Source organism: Streptomyces sp. So13.3, assembly GCF_005860785.2.
Classification (GTDB): domain Bacteria; phylum Actinomycetota; class Actinomycetes; order Streptomycetales; family Streptomycetaceae; genus Actinacidiphila; species Actinacidiphila fildesensis.
The window spans coordinates 9,396,778-9,414,954 of record NZ_CP048835.1 but is presented as its reverse complement, the minus strand read 5'-3'; the positions used below and the strand labels follow the sequence as shown (position 1 = coordinate 9,414,954).

Here is an 18,177-nt window from a genome sequence, read left to right as displayed (position 1 = left end):
GCACAGGAGCACTCGCACATGCCCGTTCTTGACTTCGACGACAGCGGGTTTCGGCTCGACGGCGCACCCTTCCAAATCCTGTCCGGAGGACTGCACTACTTCCGCGTCCACCCCGCGCAGTGGGCGGACCGGCTGCACAAGGCCCGCCTGATGGGCCTCAACACCGTCGAGACGTACGTGCCGTGGAACCTGCACGAGCCGCGCCCGGACTCCTTCCGGATGGACGGCGAACTGGACCTGCCGGCCTTCCTCGACCTGGCCGCGGCCGAGGGGCTGCACGTACTGCTCAGGCCGGGCCCGTACATCTGCGCCGAGTGGGAGGGCGGCGGCCTGCCGTCCTGGCTGCTGGCCGAGCCGGACATCGCCCTGCGCAGCCGGGACCCCCGGTTCCTGTCCGCGCTGGACCGCTACCTCGCCCAGCTCCTCACCCCCCTGCAGCCCTACCTGGCCACCCGCGGCGGCCCGGTGCTGGCGGTGCAGGTGGAGAACGAGTACGGGGCCTACGGCGACGACACCGCCTATCTGGAGCACCTAGCCGCCACGCTCCGCCGGTGCGGTGTCGACGTGCCGCTGTTCACCTGTGACCAGCCCGCCGACCTGGAGCGGGGCGCCTTGCCGGGCGTGCTCGCGACAGCCAATTTCGGCAGCCGCTCGGCGCAGAGCCTGGCCGCCCTGCGCGCACACCAGCCGGCCGGCCCGCTGCTGTGCGCCGAGTTCTGGAACGGCTGGTTCGACCGCTGGGGCGCCCACCACGTCATCCGCGACCCGGCCCAGGCCGCCCAGGAGCTGGACGAACTGCTCGCGACCGGGGCCTCGGTGAACTTCTACATGTTCCACGGCGGCACCAACTTCGGCTTCACCAACGGCGCCAACGACAAACACACCTACCGGCCGACCATCACCTCCTACGACTACGACGCACCGCTGGACGAGGCCGGTGACCCCACCGAGAAATTCACCGCGTTCCGCCGGGTCCTCGCCAAGTACGCGCCGGTCCCCGCCGAGCCCGTCCCCCACCCCGGGGCCAAACTCGCCCCCCACACCATCGCGCTCACCGACAGCGCCTCCCTGCTCGCGTGCGCTGCCGATCTGGGTGACGCGGTGGCGTCCGAGCGGCCACTGACGATGGAGGAACTCGGGCAGGACTTCGGATTCGTACTGTACGAGACCGCGCTGCCCGCGGCAGGACCGGTACTGCTGGAAGTGGAGCAGGTGCGCGACCGCGCCCAGGTGTTCCTCGACGGCCTGCCCATCGGGGTGCTGGAGCGCGAGAACCACGAGCGGGCCATCGCCTTCACCGTGCCGCGCGCGGGCACCGTACTGAGCGTGCTGGTGGAGAACCAGGGGCGAGTCAACTACGGGCCGGGCATCCACGACCGCAAAGGACTGCTCGGCGCCATCCTCCTGGACGGATCCGCACTGACCGGGTGGTGCAGCCGGCCCCTGCCGCTGACCTCCCTGACGCAGCTGCCGTTCACCAACACCACCACGACGCCGACCGGGCCCACCTTCCACCGCGGCACCGTCGACCTCGCCGAGCCGGCCGACACCTTCCTCCACCTGCGCGGCTGGACGAAGGGCAACGCCTGGGTCAACGGTTTCGCCCTGGGCCGCTACTGGTCGCGCGGCCCACAGGGGTCGCTGTACGTGCCGAAGCCGGTGCTGCGGGCAGGCGCCAACGAGATCGTCGTGCTCGAACTGCACGCCGCCCACCGCCCCCGTACCGTCGAGCTGCGCCCGACCCCGGACCTGGGCCCCACCGAGCAGTAGCGGTCGCCGCCGTATGCCAACCCGTAGGCCAGGAGCCCCGTCATGAACGCCGGCCGTCCTCGGGACCGGATTTCGTTCCTGGTCAGGTGCCGGACGCCTGGTCCGGTGTACCCGGGGTAACGGCTTTTCTGCCAACTTCGGCTCGCCCATGCGACTCCTCCCAGGGAACACCTGGTTGATCGAACGAACACAGCCACGGATGACCCGGCCCCTTCGCTCCGCCCCCATTACAGGGACTTCATCACTACTACGGCCGGTCCGCCGGCGGGTCCCGCACCGGTACTCAGCCCCTCGAGGTTTCCGCCGCTTCGGGACGCTCCCTCTTCGAGGTCGTTTTCTCCCGGTGTTTCATCCCGGAACGAGTGCTAAATCCGTTGGCGTCGGGTCGCACCAGAACCCCAGCTCCTGGCGTGCGGCCCCCCTGCAGTGGGAGACAACCACCTCCTACATCCAGCGCCTTGCACGCCTCTGTCCCGGCGGTCGGGGATCAGCACGATCAGGCGCACGGCCGGGTGACTGTCGGTCCGGTTCAGTCCGTACCCCGGGGCAGCGTCACCCGGATCCTGCTGCCCTCGGTGGCGCCATGGATAGCGATCCTTTGTTGATCGAACTGCTCCCCATCGCGCCGGATGGCGAAGACCCTGTAAGGCGGAAGGCCCGTGAGATCGCGGCTCGTAGTGAAGTCGCCCGTTTCCGTGAGGAGACGGAGCGCTTCACGGCGGCCATGGGTATCTCCCTCGATCAGCCGGGCGACGCGGTCCAGGCTGGTCTTCACCTCGCTGCGACGCTGTCCGTCTGGATCGAACAGCTCGATGCTGCGGTAGGAGTCGCCCTCGTAGACGCTGTCGATCCGAAGCTGCCTCTCAACGCTCCTGGATATCCGACGGCTCTTCGACGCGTACGGCATGACGCTGCTCGTACCCGATGCCTTGCCCGAGCACATGGCGACCCTGTGCATCGGGAACAGTGTCAGCGTGGTGTGGCCCACAGCGTACGGGCTCTACGCCCGGCTCGCGCCGCTTGACTCCGCATGGCAGTGACGGCCCGAGGTAATCCTCGGGCCGCCGCTGGTCTTGCTGTTCAGCTCCGGGCTTGCTGTTCAGCTCTCGGTGATGCGGGTCCAGGTGAACGGGCCGAACGAGGTGGACGTCGTCGGGTTGTGGGCTCCTGGGGTGACGGTCAGCTTCAGCCATTCCAGGGGTGTGGTGCTTCCGTGCACGACGATGCGGTGGAAGTTCGGGACGGCGTAGCCGGGGTGGCTGTTCCATGCGTCGTACGCGCAGACGTCCTCGTCACCCGTGCAAGGCGCGCCCTGGGTGAGCGGGTTGTCCGAGCGGTAGACGTGCGAGTCGCCGACGAGCAGGAGCACCGGCTTGCCGAAGGCGGCGGTGTGCCTGGCGAGACTGGAGACGACCGGCTCGTAGTTCGCCACGTGGTCGGCCGTCTTGCCGTCTACGTCCCACATGTCGGCCTGGGTGGTGACGACGACGCTGGACATGCCGCCGGCCTTGGCGAGTGCGAATGCGGTGTCCAGCCAGCGCAGGTCGGCCGCGGTGCGCTGGGCGGCCTCGTCGAGCTGCTGCCGTGAGGCCGTCGGCGCGCCGTACCAGGGGTCAGCGTCGTTGTTGGAGCCGCCGGGCACGTTGACCGTCGCGAACAGGGTGCCGTTTTTGACCCAGAGCACGTTCTCCACGTACTTGGCGTCCTCGGGGTGCGCCCAGTTCGGCAGCTGCGCCTGCGACAGGACGCGCAGCGTCCCGCTGCCGAGGGTGTGGCCCGGCTTGGGGAAGAACGTCTTGCGGACCAGATCCAGGTTCGCGGCCGGGTTGCCGGAAGCGTAGTCCACTGAATGGCCGGTGGCCGGATCGAGTACGTAGTCGATCTTCCCGGTGAGCGGGTTGTACGTGCCGCCGCCCTCCTTGGCCTTGTGACAGTCGGCCCACTCGTTGTCGCCGGGGGTGTAGACCATCGGATCCGCGAAGGTCTTCCACAGCGCGGCGACGGACTGGTCGTAAGCGGCGGTGCAGTACTGCTTGCCGGAGTGGATGTCGCCGACATGGATCACGGTGCTGATGTCCGGGTCGGCGTTGACGTTGGCGATGAACGCCGGCGTCGCGTCGAACTCGGAGGTGTCGGTCGGCGAGGTGCCGTACGGGGCGTCGCCGTACACGGCGAGCGTGAACGGCGCACGGGCCCCGGCCCCGGCCCCGGAGGCGGTCGCGTTCGCCGTCATGGCGGTGGCCGATATCGCGCTGAGCGCCAGAGCCAGGCCCACGGCTGCAAACGACCTTCTTTTCATCTGTCTCCTCGGTGAATTCGACCGTGCCGAAGCAGCCTGCTCGCAGCGCGCGTCTCACCGGGAACGGACAGGTGAACGGAAGTCGAATACGGCGTCTACCGATCAGTCGTCCTGGCGCGGCATGTCCATCCGCTCTCCGATGGCCTTCTCGATACGGGCTCGGTGGGCCCCCTCCCACACGTCGAGGAACTCCCCGGCCTCCTTGGCGAGCTTCGCCCGGGCAGCGCCCAGGTTCTCGTCCCGGCGGGCGGCCGGTACGACGACCATGACCTCCTCGTCCGCGACGACGACGTCGCTTGGGTGTACATCCACACCGCCGCAGCGGACCGGGATGCCGAGGGGCTGGGCGGCCGACTTGGCGCCCGGGATCGGGATGACGCCGCGGGCGAAGACGGGGAAGGCCATGCGCATGCAAACGCCGCTCCGGCATTCGCCGAGGGAGGCTCGAAGGTGGCTCGCGGGCAGGCGGGCGTTGGTAGCCGCCTACGAACCGCGGCTTTCAGCGAGGCGTACGGAATCAGGCCCGACCCCAGCGCCGTCTACCTCGTGCGCGCAGGCCGGCGACCGGATGGCCCTCGCCTTCGTGGGGCGCCTGCTCGCCCGCCACGACCGTGGCGCCGAGGCATTCGAGCTGCTGTGCCCCGTCGTCGAAGACTGATTCCTCGCCGCCTCGCTGCTGACCACCTGGATCCCGACCGACCACCGATGCGACACGCCGTGGTGCGGCCGCGGCCTCGACGCCGACACTGCGCTCGCCCTGCTTACCACGATCCGGGAACGCCAGGACCGCACCAATGACGCGATCGCCCTGCTGCGTACCCGGCACGTCACCTCTGTCAACAGTCGCGACCAGGTCGCCGATCCGCTGGCCACGCACAACCGGATCGAGGAACTGCTCGCGTACGCGGAGCCCGAGGACCACGGACACGCCGCGCAGCGTTTGGCCGAAATACGTGAGGAGCACGGCGACGTGGAGGGCGCGATCGCTGCCTACCGTCAGCCCGACACCTCGGTGGCCCCCACTACAACGGCGGGGCCCAGCACCCGCAAATAGTCGTGGAGCAGGTCAGCGAAGGCGGTTGCGGCGCCGACGCACAGCCCCTGGCAGCAATTGACTGCCGGTCAGTGAGATGAGTCACCGTGAGAAAAGTAGAGCCCCGGACAATCCGTCCGGGAAGGGCATCGCGCGTGGTGCAAAACCTCAGCCTCGCACTGTTGCCACTGTCCCTTGTCGTAGGGCTTTTGGGGACCACTCCCCCTGCGATGGCCGACGAGCCGCCGTACCCCGTGGACCCTGTCGATGCCACCCCCCTGACGGACCGGGGCCGGGTAGTTGAGCTCTGGAGCGAGGGCGGCCCAGCAGTCAAGGCGGCAGCACGAGTCGCCCTACTCGGAAGCGATGACGACGTCCCGCGTTTCCTCGACACTGAGGAGCCGGTTGCTGAACTCCATGACGATCGCATCCGCGCCGCCTGGCGGCTACCTCACGATCGAGCCCCACAACGAGGCGCGCGCCTGGGTCGGCTCAACGGCAAGGGACCTCACCATGACCTTCACCTGCGCCGAAACAGCGACGGTCCCCAAGACCGGGAAGGTCAACCTGATCGGCTCCGACTGCGAAATGAGCAACGCGTCCTAGGATCCTTCGCTCTACAGCACGGTCGTCCTGCGCCGGTAGTACGCGACCGTCGTGGCCGCCAGGAGGGGCCCCCAGGCCAGCAGCGGAGAGTAGCAAGCCACGAGGAGCACTTGCTGGGCTGGCGTCTGCGTGACGCGCGCGATCAGGCCTGCCGCCTGGGAGCAGGCGAACCAGCCTCCTATCGTGCACAGCGCCGCCGCCCCGAGCAGCGCCGGGACCACCGCCGCGAGCGTACGCACTCGCCGCCCGCCGATGAGCGGGAGCCAGCGGGGTGCCATCTCGCCCCAAGGTCGCACCAACCCGAGTGCGAGCAGGGCGAGGCCTTCGGATATCACGGTCAGCGAGACGGCCAACACCACCTCGCGGCCGTTCCGGCCCGACTGCTCGGCCACCGGGAGCCCGGAAACTTGGGCGATCCGCCACAGGCCGGACGGCAGGGTAACGAGGGGTACGGCGTGGGCGGCGAGGACAGCCCAACGCGGAACCTGGGGCAGCGCGTCGATCTTCAGCATGCGTTCCATCGTGCTGAGGCGCAGGTCGTCGCACATCAGCACGCAGGATGACCTGTTCCCCATACGGGGGAGAACTTGTATCGGATGTCCGACGCACCCAGCTCCAGCGCGCCTGGCCAGTCGCGGGAGACCCTCCGGCGTCCCTGGGAGAACCGGTCAAGGCGGAGCAGCAGACCCCGGCTTGGTTCCGTCGGGGTTCAGGAACATCCGCGCCCGCCTGCTCTCCCGACCCGTGTTCATCCAACGGCACGGGCACCGGACGTTCACCGGATCCTCGAACCCTCACCGGGCGCCCCGCTACGACGTCGGGAAGACCGTCGAACGCGAACTCATGATCGCCGCACATCAACTCGACCTTGTTGCAAACCGTGATCTTGGAGCGACGCCGTCGCAGCTTCCCATGCACGCACAACCGCTCCGATTTCCTCGAAGAAGGCGTGCGCGCGGCGGTGCGGCCAGAGGCGGGACAGACCCGCGCCGGTGAGCATCTCGGTGACAGTGCGCCGCCGGCAGCGTCATGCCCGGAACCCTCAGCGGCAGTTCCTCTGTGTGGAGGTATCTGGATTCACCGTTGATGGTTCTTGGCGTTCAGCCTGCTTGTCCCCTGGTCAGAGCTAGCTCACTCGGACAGGGAGCTCCTCTGCTACTCTTTCCATACCAAACTTTCTGGTATGGAGTGAGGGATCATGATGAGCGCGGGAAAGCCGGCGTGGCTGGCCGAGGGGTTGGCGTTGCTGGCCGAACAGGGAGCCCCGGCGGTGACCCTGGACCGGCTGTGCGAGCGGATGGGCATGTCAAAGGGTTCCTTCTACCACCACTTCGGGTCGATGCCGAAGTATCGGCGCGGCTTGCTCTCCCACTTCGAGGTTGAACACACCACGGCGATCATCGATGCGGTGCAGGCGCTCGCCGAGCTGCCCGCGCGGGAGCGGCTGGGCCGGCTCGTCGTGGAGGCGATCAAGGACACCGGTCCGGATCTGGAGATCGCCATGCGGGCCTGGGCGAAACAGGACCCTGAAGCGGCTTCGGTCCAGGGACGCGTGGACGCGACTCGGATCGCCTATCTGCGCGATCTCTGCCATGAGGCCGGGCACCCCCAACCGGAACAGATGGCCACGCTTCTGTACGTGATGTGGATTGGGGCGGCGCACCTGATGCCCCCGCTTCCGGGCGCGCAGCTGCGCGGCCTGTACGAGGCGATGCTCGCTCTGCTGGATCGGCCCACCTCGTACGCCTCGGCCATCGAGGAGAGTGCGCCGTGAGCCTCATTGGCACCGTGCCCGAGCTGGCGTCTCTGCTCGCCGACGCCGACCACGTCGATGTGAAGGCAGCCGAGTGCGAGTCCACTCTTCGCGGGTTCCTCGCAGCGGCCATGGGGCGACGGCCCGCCTGGATGAGGACCCTGTTTCGCGGCAGGGCGGTCGTCGCCCGGCTGCTGCGGCTGCGTGAATCGGGCGTCCCGGCCGGCGTGCCGTTGCGACCCGAGGATATCTCCTTCACACCGGGCGACAAGGTCGCGTTCTTCACCGTCAGCGCCGCCGCCGAGGACCGGTTCATCGTCCTGGAGTCAGCCGACACGCATCTGATCGGGTATCTCGCTGTCCTCGCTGGGCCGTCGGCAGGTGGTCGCACCAGGTTCGAGGTGGTCACGATCGTGCGCTACCGCCGCTGGACCGGTCCGCTCTACTTCAATCTCATCCGTCCCTTCCATCACCTGGTGGTCCGCAGCATGACCAACGCGGGCAGCCGCCCAGCCCCTGGCACTGTAGAGAGGATCACACCGAAATGAGCACCCCGGCCCGTTCGACTCCCCGCATACCCGAGTCCGCGCGGCTCGCGCGTTGGGTTCCCCGCCTGATTCTCGCTGGCGCCACCGTCCACATGGTGGGGGCCGCAGCCAACTCGAGGTGGCGGGGCATCTTCTCCGACGGCCTATGGAACACCGTGGGCGCGGGCAACGACGCCCGTGTGGCGACCCTCTGGTTCATGATCGGCGGAATAGCCCTCTTCGGCCTCGGCATCCTCACCCGCACATCCGTGATGCGCACCGGGAAGGTACCCGTCGAGACCGGATGGATCCTGCTGGGGCTCGGGATACCGATCGCACTGCTGGAGCCCGCGTCCGGCGCGTGGCTGCTGATCGCGATCGGCGTCTTGGCCCTGGTGACGGCCCGCCAGGGCAAGGAGCACGCCGATGTGGCGTGACGGCACGACCATGATTGCCGCGGTGGCCCTGACCGCGGTCGGCACACTGCACGTGGTGTGGGCGCTCACTCCCTGGCCGGCCCGCTCCTATCCGGAGTTGGGCCGCTTCGTCTACGGAGGGCTGGCATGCCGCCCAAACCGGCCTGCCTACTGGTCGGGTCCGGTCTGCTGGGCGCGGCTTACTGCCTGCTCGCCCTCGCCGACTTCACTCCGGAACTCGGCCCGCACTGGCTCTATCGCGTCGGTATCTGGGCCCTGACCGTGTTACTCCTGCTGCGTGGGCTGGCCGGCCCGCCGTTCAGCCTGCGCGGGGAACCCGAGTTCGTGCGCTGGAACGGGCCTTGACCCAAGGCCCGGCGGCGCTGTCCGCACTGATACCCCGTCACCGCTGGTGCGGAGTTTTCCCGGTGACCCCCGCCTGGCACCGCCGACTGATCGCCGCGAAGTGGGACTACTCCGCACGTCCCGGCCGTACCGGTCGCCCGCGGACTGCCGCCGTGCTCAGGAAGCTCGTACTGCGGCTGGCGCGGGAGAACCCGCGTTGGGGACACAGGGGGATCCAGGGCGAGCTGGCACGGCTCGGACATCCGATCGCCGCGTCCACCGTGTGGGAGATCCTGCACGCGACGGGGATCGACCCGGCCCGTGCCGCTCCGGCCCGACCTGGCGGCAATTCCTGGCAGCCCAGGCCGAGGGCATCGTCGCGGTCGACTTCTTGCACGTGGACACCGCGCTGGGCCACAGGTTGTATGCCCTGGCGTTTCTCGAACACGGCACGCCGCGCCTGCAACTCACCGGTGTCACCGCCCATCCCACGCGGGACTGGGCCACCCAGCAGGCGCGCAACGTGGCCGCCGATCTGGGCACGCGCATGGAGTCGCTGAGGTTCCTGCTGCGCGACCGCGACGGCAAGTACGGCCCAGCCTTCGACGCCGTTTTCGAGTCCGAGGACCTGGACGTGGTCTTGAGCGCCCCGCGGGCGCCTCGAATGAACGCGCACTGCGAACGGGTGATCGGCAGTATCCGGCGCGAGGTACTCGACCACATTCCGATCACGTGCGAGGCCCACGCCCGACAAATCCTGAACGCCTACCAGCAGCACTACAACGGACAGCGGCCCCACCGAGCCCGCCAACAGCTACCGCCCGACGCGGATCAGCAGACCGCCCCCGTCCACGACCTCGAAGGCCGCAGGCTCCTGCGCACCCGCATTCTCGGGGCATCCTCAACGAGTACCGGTACGCGGGCTGACGTGCAGCGATGACTTTCCGAGCCCCACAGGCCCCGACCGCGGCGTACACCGCCGCCGAGGCCCATGTGCCCTCTGCCGCCCAGCAGTTCGCAGCCATGGCCGAAAGGACCGCAGCCCGCCTTGTCCGCGGAGCTGTCGCCGGCGCAGTGCGTGCTGTACGCGGGCGTTGCCGGGCCCTGCGCTAGAAGGTCAGGTTCCAGGCGTCGATCTTGCCTGTGTCGGAGGCGGCGTTGTCGTTGACGCGCAGCTTCCAGGTGCCGTTCGCGACCTCCGAGGAGGCGTTCACGGTGTAGGTCTGGGCGATGTTGTCGGCGCTGCCGCCGGCGTGGTTGTGCAGCGTGTAGACGCTGCCGTCCGGCGCCACCAGGTCGACCTTCAGGTCACCGATGTAGGTGTGCTTGATGTCCACACCCACCTTGAGGGTGGCTGGGGCGTTGCCGGTCACGCCGGTGACGGCGATCGGGCTCTCCACGGTCGCGTTGTCGTTGATGGAGAAGTCCGCGAGGTTCTCGAAGTACTTGCCGGGCGGCGGGGTGGTCCCGACGGCCTTGAGGGCGTCGGCCTGTCCCTCGCCGAAGAACGAGTTGTTGGCCGTCGTGCCCGTGCAGCGGCCGTCCGAGGGGCAGGCGATGTCGTTGGCCTGGGCGGCCAGCTTGGCGCGGATCTGCGCCGGGGTGATGCCCGGGTTGGCGCTGGCGATGAGTGCCGCCACGCCGACGACGTGCGGGGTGGCCATCGAGGTGCCGCTCTTGCTGCCGTAGCCGCCGCCGGGGACGGTGGAGTACACGTTGCTGCCCGGCGCCGCGACGTCGATGACGCTCTGGCCGTAGTTGGAGAACGAGGCCTTGGTGACGCCCGTGCCGTTGGCCGCGACCGTGACCACGCCCGGCAGCTCGGTCGGGATGTCGAGGCAGGCGTTGGTGATGGTGCGGGTGACCGGTGTCGAGTCGTTCGGGCTCGCGGAGTCGGTCGTCTTGTGGGCGAGATCGTAGTTCTCGTTGCCCGCGGCGGCGATCTGGAGGGAGCCCTTGCCCTCGGCGTACTCCTGGGCGCGCTTGACGCCCTCGATGATGGCGGCCTGGTCGATGTTGTCCGGGCAGTTGAACTGCCACGGGTCCGTGTAATAGCTGTTATTGGTGACCTTGAAGCCGTGGTCACCGGCCCAGACGAAGCCGCAGATGGTGTTCTCGGCGAAGAAGAAGGAGTTGCCCGGCTCGGCGACCCGGACCGCGGAGATCGTCACCCCGGGGGCGACGCCGACGACGCCCTTGCCGTTCTTGGCCGCGGCGATGGTGCCCGCTACGTGGGTGCCGTGCGTGTCGACGTCCCGCCAGGCGCCGGCACGGGTGTCGGGCTTGCCGTAGGCGCAGGAGACCGAGTCGGCCGCGTCGAAGTTGGGCGCCAGGTCCTGGTGCTGGTCGTCCACACCGGTGTCCAGGATGCCGACCTTGACTGAGGCGGAGCCCAGGTTCACGGCCCAGGCCTGGTCGGCCTTGATCTGGCTCATGTCGGCCCGGACCGGTTCTCCGGCCGGGGTCGAGGCCTGAGCCGGATTGGCCGGGAGCGCCGGGTTGTAGGCGTCGGCTGGGACGTCCGAGGTGCGCGTGGCGCCGACCTGCTGCACGCCGGCGACGCCGCGCATGGTGGCGGCGAATCCGCTGGACGCCGAGTGGGCGACGATCACGCCGATGGCGTCGTAGTTCGAGAAGACGGTGCCGCCGTTGGCCGCGATCGCGGAGCGGACCGCCGAACTGTCACCGGGGGCGGTGATCACGAGGTAGGCACGCGTGCCGGCCACCCAGGCCGCACTCTGGGAAGCCGGCACGGCGGCCGGAGCGTGGGCCTTGGCGGCTTACGCGGTGGAGGGGGCGACGGGGAGGGAGCCCGCGAGGGGGCGCCCGGGGCGCCGAACGCGAGGGCGGCGCCGAGCGTGGCCGCCAGCACCAGCGTGCGTCTGGGGCGGCTGGATATGTGGGGTATCAATGCGTCCTCCGGAGACGGCCCGGTCGTGCTGAGGGCACCGGCCGGGCCGTACGAAACGAGTGGTGAATGCAAGATGTCAGACGGGTCCTCCTGTACGGAAGTACCTTTCCGAGCCGCGACGTTATAGGGGCATGGCTGAAAAGCCCCGCTGGGGGTGCTGGCGCAGTGGCGCAGTACCGGATTGGTCACCACCGAGCAGATGCACCGGGTGATCGCTCCCTCTGCGCGTATCGGGCAGACCCGGCGGCGGCTGGCCCGGCTGGGCGTTGAGGGGCTGGTCGACCGCATCACCCTGCCGCAGGCCGGACGGACCCCGGTGTGGTTCTCCACGGCGTACGGCGTGCAAGTCGTCGCACCCCCTCAGAGGGGAGAGGGTGTTCCGTCCCGTTGTTTCATCCCGGATCGTTCACTACAGGCACTGGCCTGCCGTCTCCTCCAGCCCTCGACTGATCGGCCGCTCGCGACCCCAGGCGGCCAGCGGCTGGAGTGCGTCGTTGAGGCGCTTGCCGTCCTCGGTCAGTGAGTACTCGACGCGGGGCGGCACCTCGTCGTAGGAGACACGGTGCACGACACCGTCCGCTTCCAGCTCACGCAGGTGAGAGGCCAGCACCTTCTCGGTGATCCCCGGAAGCAGTCGACGCAGCTCGCCGAAGCGACGGCAGGGATGTTCGTGGAGCGCCCAGAGAATCAGCACCTTCCACTTGCCGCCGATCACCTCCATCGCGGTGTCGATCCCGCAGACGTGTCCGTCTGGCGTGCCCGGCCGGTTCAGCCTTGTCATGCCCCACCCTTCCGACGTGTTCGCTCACCCCGGGGTAACCACCCACTGTCAAGTGCGTACTTGATCACCCCCGGACTTGTGGCCAGCCTAGTCGGCATGGCACAGAACACTGTTGAGAAGACTCCCGTCACACTGCTGGGCCTCGGCGTGATGGGCACCGCGCTGGCCCGTACCTGGCTTGCCGCCGGCCACCCGCTGACCGTCTGGAACCGCACCCCGGCCCGCGCCACGGCGCTCGCCGCTGAGGGGGCAAGGGTCGCGGACACCGCCGCTGAGGCGGTCGCAGCGAACACCCTGGTCGTCGTTTGCCTGTTGGACGACACCTCGGTCGACGGGGTGCTGGCCGGCACCGACCTGGTCGACAGGGACCTGGTCAACCTGACCACCAGCACCCCTGCCCAGGCCCGCGCCCGCGCCGAGTGGGCCCGCGAGCGCGGCGCCCGCTACCTGGACGGCGGGATCATGGCCGTCCCTCCAATGATCGGCGTCCCGGAAGCTGGCGGCTACGTCTTCTACAGCGGCTCGCCAGAGCTGTTCGAGCGACACAAGCAGACCCTGGGCGTCCCGGTTGGCACTACCTACGTCGGCGAGAACGCGGGCTTCGCGGCCCTGCACGACGTGGCTCTGCTCAGCGCCATGTACGGGATGTTCGCCGGGTCCGCGCACGCCTTCGCTCTGATCCGCAACGAGGACATCGACCCCGAGGCGCTCGCCCCGTTGCTCGCCGACTGGCTCGTCGCGATGGCCCCGGCAGTTCACCAAACGGCCAACCAGCTGCGGAGCGGTGACTACACCAAGGGTGTCGTCTCCAACCTAGCTATGCAGGTGGCCGGCACGCCGACCTTCCTGAGCACCGCCGAGCAGCAGGGGGTCAGCCCGGAACTGCTCAGCCCCTACTTCGAGCTGATGCGCCGCCGCCTGGCCGAGGGCAGCGGCGAGGAGGACCTGACGGGCGTGATCGACCTGCTGGTGAACTGACCGGCCACTTGCCGCCCGAGAAGCGACCTTGCTGGTCACAGGTCTCTACGAGTAGCTGTGAGCAGCACTTTCGCTACACGCCCTAGTCGCCAACGCCGCTGCCGCTGGATTGGTTCACGCTCCCGCGCCGGCTTTTCCCGGAGCGACGCAGCACCTCGCCGGCGGTGAGCGTCACGAACGCCACGACACGGACCCAGCGGGGCCCGCCACGCTCCGCCCACACCACGCATGCGCACCCGCCGACCGCGAGCGCCAGGACGCCGAGCAGTACCAGAACGATCATGTTCCCCTCCCCCGCGCTTGTCTTTAATACGGTCCCGGTAATCCTCTCAGACCGGGAAGGGTGCCCTTGCTCGAGCCTGGGCGAGGGCGCGGTTCACGGTGCGCTGCGTGGGGTGAGTTCCCCGCCGGGCGGACGTCTCAGGCCAGTGGTGACGTGCAGGCCGCACCGGTGCAGGCGCGGTCGGCGAGGACGGGGACGGGGACGCCCTGGCGTTCGCAGATCCGGATGAACTTGTGGGTGCGGGCCGCGGTCAGGTCGTGGGTGGGGCCCGGCAGCGCGGGCGAGATCCACAGAACCTCGCCGATCGGGTCGGTGACGACCTGGAGGTTCACGTGGTGGCGGCGGTGCTTGGCGGAGCATTCGGCGCGGCTGCCGCCGACGCGGTAGCACTCGGCGAGGGTGCCGTCCAGAAGGACGAACTCGGGATCGTGCTCGCGCAGCGTCTTCAGCAGGCCCGGGGCCCGGTCGGCGAGCAGGCCCGTGACGGTGGTGACTTAGGCGTGGGCGATGCCGACGGATATCCCGAAGCCGGCCGCGATCCGGGCGAGGGTGTCGTGGCGGTGCAGGTACACCAGCGCGACGAGTGCGCGACGGTGCGGCGGGAGTATGCAGCGCCTGTCACCCTCACGGGTGACGATGAGCATCGTGACCCACTCCACCAGGGTGTGCGGGAGGTCGAGTGCGGCGGGATAGGGAACCAACAGGACTCCCGTGTCGGCGGGTTGAGACTTCGAACACCTCCCTCAACAGCGTGCCCGCGTATGGGAAGTGTGAAGCCAGGCTTCATTGGCGAGTCCTTCGGTGATCCGTGAACCGTTCGCTCAGACGGGAAGTTGGGTGATACTGAGGGCGAAGTCCAAGTTCCCCACCCCGTGGTTGGCGAGGCCCACCGTGACCCCCAGCTCCTTCCAGCCAGTGCGCCATTTTCAGGCCGCCGACGTCCAGAGGGCGCAGCCCGAGGCTCTCGATGAACGCCTCCACACTTGCCTTGGCCTGCGCATTATCGCCAGCGAAGAAGACGTCGGGCCGACCCTTCTCCAGGACATGGCGGAAGATGGTGTTGAACGCCTTCACCACGCTGGCGCCGGCCGGGGCCGCCTTGGCGACTTCCTGCGCGATCGAGGTCTCCCCGCGGTGGGCCAGCCCGTCGAACGTGGAATTGAAGGGATTGCTGATGTCGACGATGACCTTGCCCGCGAGAGCGTCTCCGTACTGGGTGATGACCGGCACGACACCGTCGTGCAACAGGCCCGAATCCGCTGGCATTCACGGAACTGGCCGCCCGCCCGTTGAAGGCCGCAGCAGCAGAAACCGCCGGGGAGACGGCGAACCCCGAGGCCCCGCCGACGTGGTCGGCCTTGCGGCTGCCGGCCCCGCACGCTGCCGTAGTGCTGAACAGCCTCAGCGCTCTGCCGGACAGCTCGACGGCACGGTAGCCCTGTCCGTCGCGGACCTCGCCCTGCCTCCGTCACCCGATCAGTGGCCACGCTGAAAATGCTCACTGCCGAAGAGTCGGTAGCGGACCAGGTCGATCGACCTGTTCGCGTATGGCGTGGACGTCGTAGCGCGTGAAGTCGCCGGCGTTACAGATCAGGCGCGGCCCGTCCACCGGGACGGCGGACGGGCCGCGAAATGTTCGGCGATGCAAGATCACAGGGCTGATCCGGGCCTCAACTCTGGCCGGGCCACCACTATCGGCTCCCGTGGATCAAGTTCGCATACGACCCGGACAACTTCTTCCACGCCAACCAGAGCATTCAATATTAGCCCGCCGAAAAACAATTACTCTTCGGATTTCGGGGTGTCGAGCAGCCAGCTCACCGGCCGCGAAGGGTCCGGGTCATAGCGACAGGACGCTCCCGTGTGAATGGTGTCGCGCAGTAGCCGGGCGAGTTGGGCGTCGTGGTGGTCGATGCGGTCGAGGGTCGACGCGATCGCCTTGCGCACGGCGATTCTGGCTCGCTCGTGCGCTGAGGTGAAGCGTCGGCGTCGACCGCCGAGGCCGGTAGCAGTGCGGACCTCGGCGAGTAGGGCCTCGCGTTCGAGGCGCAGCCGGTCGAGTCTGGCGTGGTCGGTCCACGACTCGGCTTCGTCCAGCTCAGCGTCGATATCACGCAGCCGGTGGTGGTAGGCCACCAGGGCCTGTTTGTCGATGATTTCGGCTGTGTCCGATTCCGTGACGACTCCGGCATGACCCGGTGCTGCGGCGGACAGGTCGAGCACGCTCAATTCGACGCCTGGGCTGCGGAGGAGTTCACGCAGGTAGAAGAGTCCCTTGAGGTCTGACAGCACGATCGTCGTGCCGTTGGTGCCGACGACCCAGCCGAGTTCGCCGTCTCGGTGCAGGTGCACGGTGACGGGAGGGGTTGTAGGTGTCGCCGCCGCGGGAGCGATGAGCCGGTCCCGCCACCAGGCGGCTCCGATCCGCTGGTAGGCGGATGCCGCGTTGTGGCGCCACCGCGTCGTGTCGGGTCTGCCGAGTACTTGTTCGGCGCGATGGAGGTAGTCGTCGACCACGCCGTGGAAGGTCACCGCGCCGGCGTTGAGTACCGCTCGGCCGGCAAAGGGTTCCAGCAGGCGGGCGCCGTCGGCGACGATCTCATCGCTGTGCAGCGCGGCGGCGACATCGACGAGCGAAGTGACGGTGAGTAGGAAGTCGACATCGCGGGGCACAGTCGCCAGCCCGGCGCCGGCGAGCTGGTGCAGCAGCTGCTCCGCGCGGTTGGGTTCGTCTGCGGCGAGCCAGAACACCGCGGCTTCGGCGGACACCGAGGGCACTCCCTCGCTGGAGCCGTATGCCTCGAACGCGGCGGCCTCGCTCCGCAGCGTCTCGGCGTCACCGACGTGTCGTGCCCGGGCGGCGACGAGGCTGTGCACGACCGCCTCCCGGTCGGGCTCGGCGGCCTGGCCTCCGAGGTCGTGGGTGATCGGGATGAGCCGATCGGCTGTGTCGATGTCGCCGGTGGCAAGGGCGTACATGGCCCGGCGGGACGCGGCGAAGAAGGCGGCGCGGGCCGAGCCCGACTCCTCGGCGATCATGTCGAGCGCCCGAAGCTGGCGCTGCACAGCGACCACGTCAAGGCATTCCCACGCGGTGGTCAGACGCCACAGATGAGCGGTCAGCCGCTGCGCGGGTTCGGTGAGATGGGCCGCGGCGTCGGCCAGTCGCGCCGAGAGAGCCAGCCGTTCGGCGAAGTCGTCGGGCCCCCAACTGGCGAGCAGCGCGGCGTCGAGGGCGTCGGCGACGACCTCGGGATCGCCGAGGCGGTCGGCGAGCGCGACTGCTTCCCGGGCGAATGCCACCGCTCGCTGGGTCTCGCCTCCGTAGGCCCACGCCCGCGCGAGCGCGGCGGCGAGCCGGCATCGGCTCGCCGGCTCGACCGCCACGGTGTACGCCTCGTGGATCAAGGCAGGCACGTGACCCGGATGTGTGCCGAAGTACTGACTCGACGGCAGTCTCAGTGCCGCCGCAGCCATGAGTTCGGCGTCGCCGTTGTCGCGGGCCTCGTAGTAGGCCGCCAGCAGTGCCGCTCGGGCGGCGGCGACCGTGCCGGCCGCAGGCTCCATGGCCAGATCATACTGCGGTCCGGCCCGCGGTCACGGTCTGTGCAGCCGCACGGACCTGGCGTGTTCCGCGACGCGGGCTCGATCCCAGTCGCCAGTGCAGTACACGGAGAGCTGCGAGATCGACCCGTCAGCCACGTCGGCGCGGAACAGCTCCCGGCAGTACCAGGATTCGCCGTCCTGCTCCCACTGTTCCTCGACTTCCAAAACGAAGCCCGTTGCCGTGGCGTCGTACCGGGACCGGGACACCCGGCCGGCGGCGGGGTGCCCGGCCTTGCGCAGCGCGACGAGATCGCTGATTCCCTGTGCCTGCAGGCGCCACCGCGGCAGCGTGAAGTCGCAGAACGCGTCCGGCGTGAACAGGCCCGCCGGCGGGATCCCGGTCTCGAGAAAGGTGACGAGCCGGTCGGCCAGCTCGCGGGCCGTGGTCTCAACGGTTCGCTGCGTGGTACTCATCGCGTACCTCCCGAGGCGGCCATGTTGGCGGCCACGACCGCCATCGTCTGCCGGAACTCCTTGGACGGGCTGAAGTCGACGGTCTCGGTCCCCGCCGTCACGACGGGCACGTGGCCGGGCGGGGCATAGTAGACGTCGCCGGCTTCGTAGGTCTCGGTGCGGTCACGGTAGCGGAGCAGGAGCCGGCCGGAGAACACCATGCCCCAGTGCGGGCACTGGCACCGGTCGTCGGGCAACCCGCGAAACGCCTCCGTGCCGTCCGCGTCGCCGGGAAAGGTCTCGAAGGAGACCGTGTAGTCGTCAAGCTCGATGTACCGGCCCTGGATGACTGGTGCGTCGACGAGGAGCGGAGCCTCGTCCTTGCATGTGCGCGGCATGATGGCCTCCTCAGCGGTTGTGCTGTCACCAAGAAGGCGTGACATAGAGGCATCACATTGTGACGTCACGCTCCGTAC

17 protein-coding genes and 6 pseudogenes are annotated in these 18,177 nt (G+C 68.8%); 10 read left to right on the top strand and 13 right to left on the bottom strand.

Going from position 1 to position 18,177, the window contains the following annotated elements:
* Window positions 1–18: 18 nt before the first annotated feature.
* Window positions 19–1,770: a beta-galactosidase family protein gene (locus C8250_RS42130; protein ID WP_138358770.1), complete on the top strand. Its 1,752-nt coding sequence runs from the start codon at window positions 19–21 to the stop codon at window positions 1,768–1,770.
* A 529-nt stretch (window positions 1,771–2,299) separates the two neighbouring features.
* On the opposite strand, the gene C8250_RS42125 is transcribed toward C8250_RS42130, so the two are convergent.
* From C8250_RS42125 to C8250_RS42110, 4 genes and pseudogenes are all read right to left on the bottom strand, one after another.
* Complete coding sequence (locus tag C8250_RS42125; RefSeq protein ID WP_138358772.1) at window positions 2,300–2,758, bottom strand: DUF6042 family protein; 459 nt, start codon at window positions 2,756–2,758, stop codon at window positions 2,300–2,302.
* A 111-nt stretch (window positions 2,759–2,869) separates the two neighbouring features.
* Window positions 2,870–4,045 carry a hypothetical protein gene (locus tag C8250_RS42120; RefSeq protein ID WP_138358774.1) on the bottom strand — a complete coding sequence of 392 codons (1,176 nt, stop codon included), beginning with the start codon at window positions 4,043–4,045 and terminating at the stop codon, window positions 2,870–2,872.
* 126 nt (window positions 4,046–4,171) lie between these two features.
* Window positions 4,172–4,468, bottom strand: a pseudogene (locus C8250_RS42115) (RraA family protein); the annotation flags it as partial.
* Between the two features lie 118 nt (window positions 4,469–4,586).
* Entirely contained in the window at window positions 4,587–5,033 is a 447-nt protein-coding gene (locus tag C8250_RS42110) for a hypothetical protein (RefSeq protein ID WP_187145209.1), read from the bottom strand.
* Window positions 5,034–5,332: 299 nt separating this feature from the next.
* On the opposite strand from C8250_RS42110, the pseudogene C8250_RS44290 reads away from it, so the two are divergent.
* Together C8250_RS44290 and C8250_RS42100 are read left to right on the top strand one after the other, a co-directional pair.
* Window positions 5,333–5,494, top strand: a pseudogene (locus C8250_RS44290) (ALF repeat-containing protein); the annotation flags it as partial.
* Between the two features lie 25 nt (window positions 5,495–5,519).
* On the top strand, window positions 5,520–5,708 hold the full coding sequence (locus C8250_RS42100) for a hypothetical protein (RefSeq protein WP_138358778.1): 189 nt from the start codon (window positions 5,520–5,522) through the stop codon (window positions 5,706–5,708).
* A gap of 11 nt (window positions 5,709–5,719) precedes the next feature.
* Here the strand turns inward: C8250_RS42100 and C8250_RS42095 are convergent, their stop codons facing one another.
* A complete protein-coding gene (locus C8250_RS42095; RefSeq protein WP_232486200.1) occupies window positions 5,720–6,256 on the bottom strand; it encodes a hypothetical protein in 537 nt (178 codons plus the stop codon).
* Between the two features lie 650 nt (window positions 6,257–6,906).
* Between C8250_RS42095 and C8250_RS42090 the strand changes: the two genes are divergently transcribed.
* From C8250_RS42090 to C8250_RS42075, 5 genes and pseudogenes are all read left to right on the top strand, one after another.
* On the top strand, window positions 6,907–7,482 hold the full coding sequence (locus C8250_RS42090) for a TetR/AcrR family transcriptional regulator (protein ID WP_138358780.1): 576 nt from the start codon (window positions 6,907–6,909) through the stop codon (window positions 7,480–7,482).
* A 14-nt stretch (window positions 7,483–7,496) separates the two neighbouring features.
* Window positions 7,497–8,009, top strand: coding sequence for a DUF2867 domain-containing protein (locus tag C8250_RS42085; RefSeq protein WP_198359363.1), 513 nt, complete (start codon window positions 7,497–7,499; stop codon window positions 8,007–8,009).
* The gene (locus C8250_RS42080; RefSeq protein ID WP_210340064.1) at window positions 8,006–8,425 is read left to right on the top strand and encodes a DUF6463 family protein; all 420 of its coding nucleotides are present in this window, start codon (window positions 8,006–8,008) and stop codon (window positions 8,423–8,425) included. The genes C8250_RS42085 and C8250_RS42080 overlap by 4 nt, the downstream gene beginning before the upstream one ends.
* Window positions 8,426–8,482: 57 nt before the next feature.
* A complete protein-coding gene (locus tag C8250_RS44285) occupies window positions 8,483–8,770 on the top strand; it encodes a DUF3995 domain-containing protein (RefSeq protein WP_274599419.1) in 288 nt (95 codons plus the stop codon).
* Window positions 8,755–9,676, top strand: a pseudogene (locus tag C8250_RS42075) (integrase core domain-containing protein). Before C8250_RS44285 ends, C8250_RS42075 begins: the two are co-directional and overlap by 16 nt.
* A gap of 182 nt (window positions 9,677–9,858) precedes the next feature.
* On the opposite strand, the pseudogene C8250_RS42070 reads toward C8250_RS42075, so the two are convergent.
* Window positions 9,859–11,621 (bottom strand): annotated as a pseudogene (locus C8250_RS42070) (S8 family serine peptidase).
* A 193-nt stretch (window positions 11,622–11,814) separates the two neighbouring features.
* Between C8250_RS42070 and C8250_RS44280 the strand changes: the two are divergent.
* Complete coding sequence (locus tag C8250_RS44280; RefSeq protein WP_269288620.1) at window positions 11,815–12,183, top strand: replication-relaxation family protein; 369 nt, start codon at window positions 11,815–11,817, stop codon at window positions 12,181–12,183.
* Here the strand turns inward: C8250_RS44280 and C8250_RS42060 are convergent.
* A complete protein-coding gene (locus tag C8250_RS42060; RefSeq protein WP_138358984.1) occupies window positions 12,070–12,441 on the bottom strand; it encodes a helix-turn-helix domain-containing protein in 372 nt (123 codons plus the stop codon). The genes C8250_RS44280 and C8250_RS42060 overlap by 114 nt on opposite strands.
* Before the next feature lie 96 nt (window positions 12,442–12,537).
* Between C8250_RS42060 and C8250_RS42055 the strand changes: the two genes are divergently transcribed.
* The gene (locus C8250_RS42055; protein ID WP_138358986.1) at window positions 12,538–13,419 is read left to right on the top strand and encodes an NAD(P)-binding domain-containing protein; all 882 of its coding nucleotides are present in this window, start codon (window positions 12,538–12,540) and stop codon (window positions 13,417–13,419) included.
* Between the two features lie 82 nt (window positions 13,420–13,501).
* Here C8250_RS42055 and C8250_RS42050 read toward each other — a convergent pair whose 3' ends face one another.
* From C8250_RS42050 to C8250_RS42020, 6 genes and pseudogenes are all read right to left on the bottom strand, one after another.
* Complete coding sequence (locus tag C8250_RS42050; RefSeq protein ID WP_138358988.1) at window positions 13,502–13,702, bottom strand: hypothetical protein; 201 nt, start codon at window positions 13,700–13,702, stop codon at window positions 13,502–13,504.
* Between the two features lie 67 nt (window positions 13,703–13,769).
* A pseudogene (locus C8250_RS42045) lies at window positions 13,770–14,403 on the bottom strand (transposase family protein); the annotation flags it as partial.
* Between the two features lie 120 nt (window positions 14,404–14,523).
* Window positions 14,524–14,950 (bottom strand): annotated as a pseudogene (locus tag C8250_RS42040) (NADP oxidoreductase); the annotation flags it as partial.
* A 534-nt stretch (window positions 14,951–15,484) separates the two neighbouring features.
* Window positions 15,485–17,269: a hypothetical protein gene (locus tag C8250_RS42030; RefSeq protein ID WP_138358990.1), complete on the bottom strand. Its 1,785-nt coding sequence runs from the start codon at window positions 17,267–17,269 to the stop codon at window positions 15,485–15,487.
* 30 nt (window positions 17,270–17,299) lie between these two features.
* Window positions 17,300–17,722: a hypothetical protein gene (locus tag C8250_RS42025; RefSeq protein ID WP_138358992.1), complete on the bottom strand. Its 423-nt coding sequence runs from the start codon at window positions 17,720–17,722 to the stop codon at window positions 17,300–17,302.
* Window positions 17,719–18,099: a cupin domain-containing protein gene (locus C8250_RS42020; protein WP_138358994.1), complete on the bottom strand. Its 381-nt coding sequence runs from the start codon at window positions 18,097–18,099 to the stop codon at window positions 17,719–17,721. Before C8250_RS42020 ends, C8250_RS42025 begins: the two co-directional genes overlap by 4 nt.
* Between the last annotated feature and the right edge of the window lie 78 nt (window positions 18,100–18,177).

Excerpts from the sequence above, each read along its gene's own strand:
- C8250_RS42130 (WP_138358770.1), top strand. The coding sequence starts at position 19 with ATGCCCGTTCTTGACTTCGACGACAGCGGGTTTCGGCTCGACGGCGCA.
- C8250_RS42100 (WP_138358778.1), top strand. The coding sequence starts at position 5,520 with ATGACGATCGCATCCGCGCCGCCTGGCGGCTACCTCACGATCGAGCCC.
- C8250_RS42095 (WP_232486200.1), bottom strand. The coding sequence starts at position 6,256 with ATGTGCGACGACCTGCGCCTCAGCACGATGGAACGCATGCTGAAGATC.
- C8250_RS42090 (WP_138358780.1), top strand. The coding sequence starts at position 6,907 with ATGATGAGCGCGGGAAAGCCGGCGTGGCTGGCCGAGGGGTTGGCGTTG.
- C8250_RS42080 (WP_210340064.1), top strand. The coding sequence starts at position 8,006 with ATGAGCACCCCGGCCCGTTCGACTCCCCGCATACCCGAGTCCGCGCGG.
- C8250_RS42060 (WP_138358984.1), bottom strand. The coding sequence starts at position 12,441 with ATGACAAGGCTGAACCGGCCGGGCACGCCAGACGGACACGTCTGCGGG.
- C8250_RS42055 (WP_138358986.1), top strand. The coding sequence starts at position 12,538 with ATGGCACAGAACACTGTTGAGAAGACTCCCGTCACACTGCTGGGCCTC.
- C8250_RS42050 (WP_138358988.1), bottom strand. The coding sequence starts at position 13,702 with ATGATCGTTCTGGTACTGCTCGGCGTCCTGGCGCTCGCGGTCGGCGGG.
- C8250_RS42030 (WP_138358990.1), bottom strand. The coding sequence starts at position 17,269 with ATGGAGCCTGCGGCCGGCACGGTCGCCGCCGCCCGAGCGGCACTGCTG.
- C8250_RS42025 (WP_138358992.1), bottom strand. The coding sequence starts at position 17,722 with ATGAGTACCACGCAGCGAACCGTTGAGACCACGGCCCGCGAGCTGGCC.
- C8250_RS42020 (WP_138358994.1), bottom strand. The coding sequence starts at position 18,099 with ATGCCGCGCACATGCAAGGACGAGGCTCCGCTCCTCGTCGACGCACCA.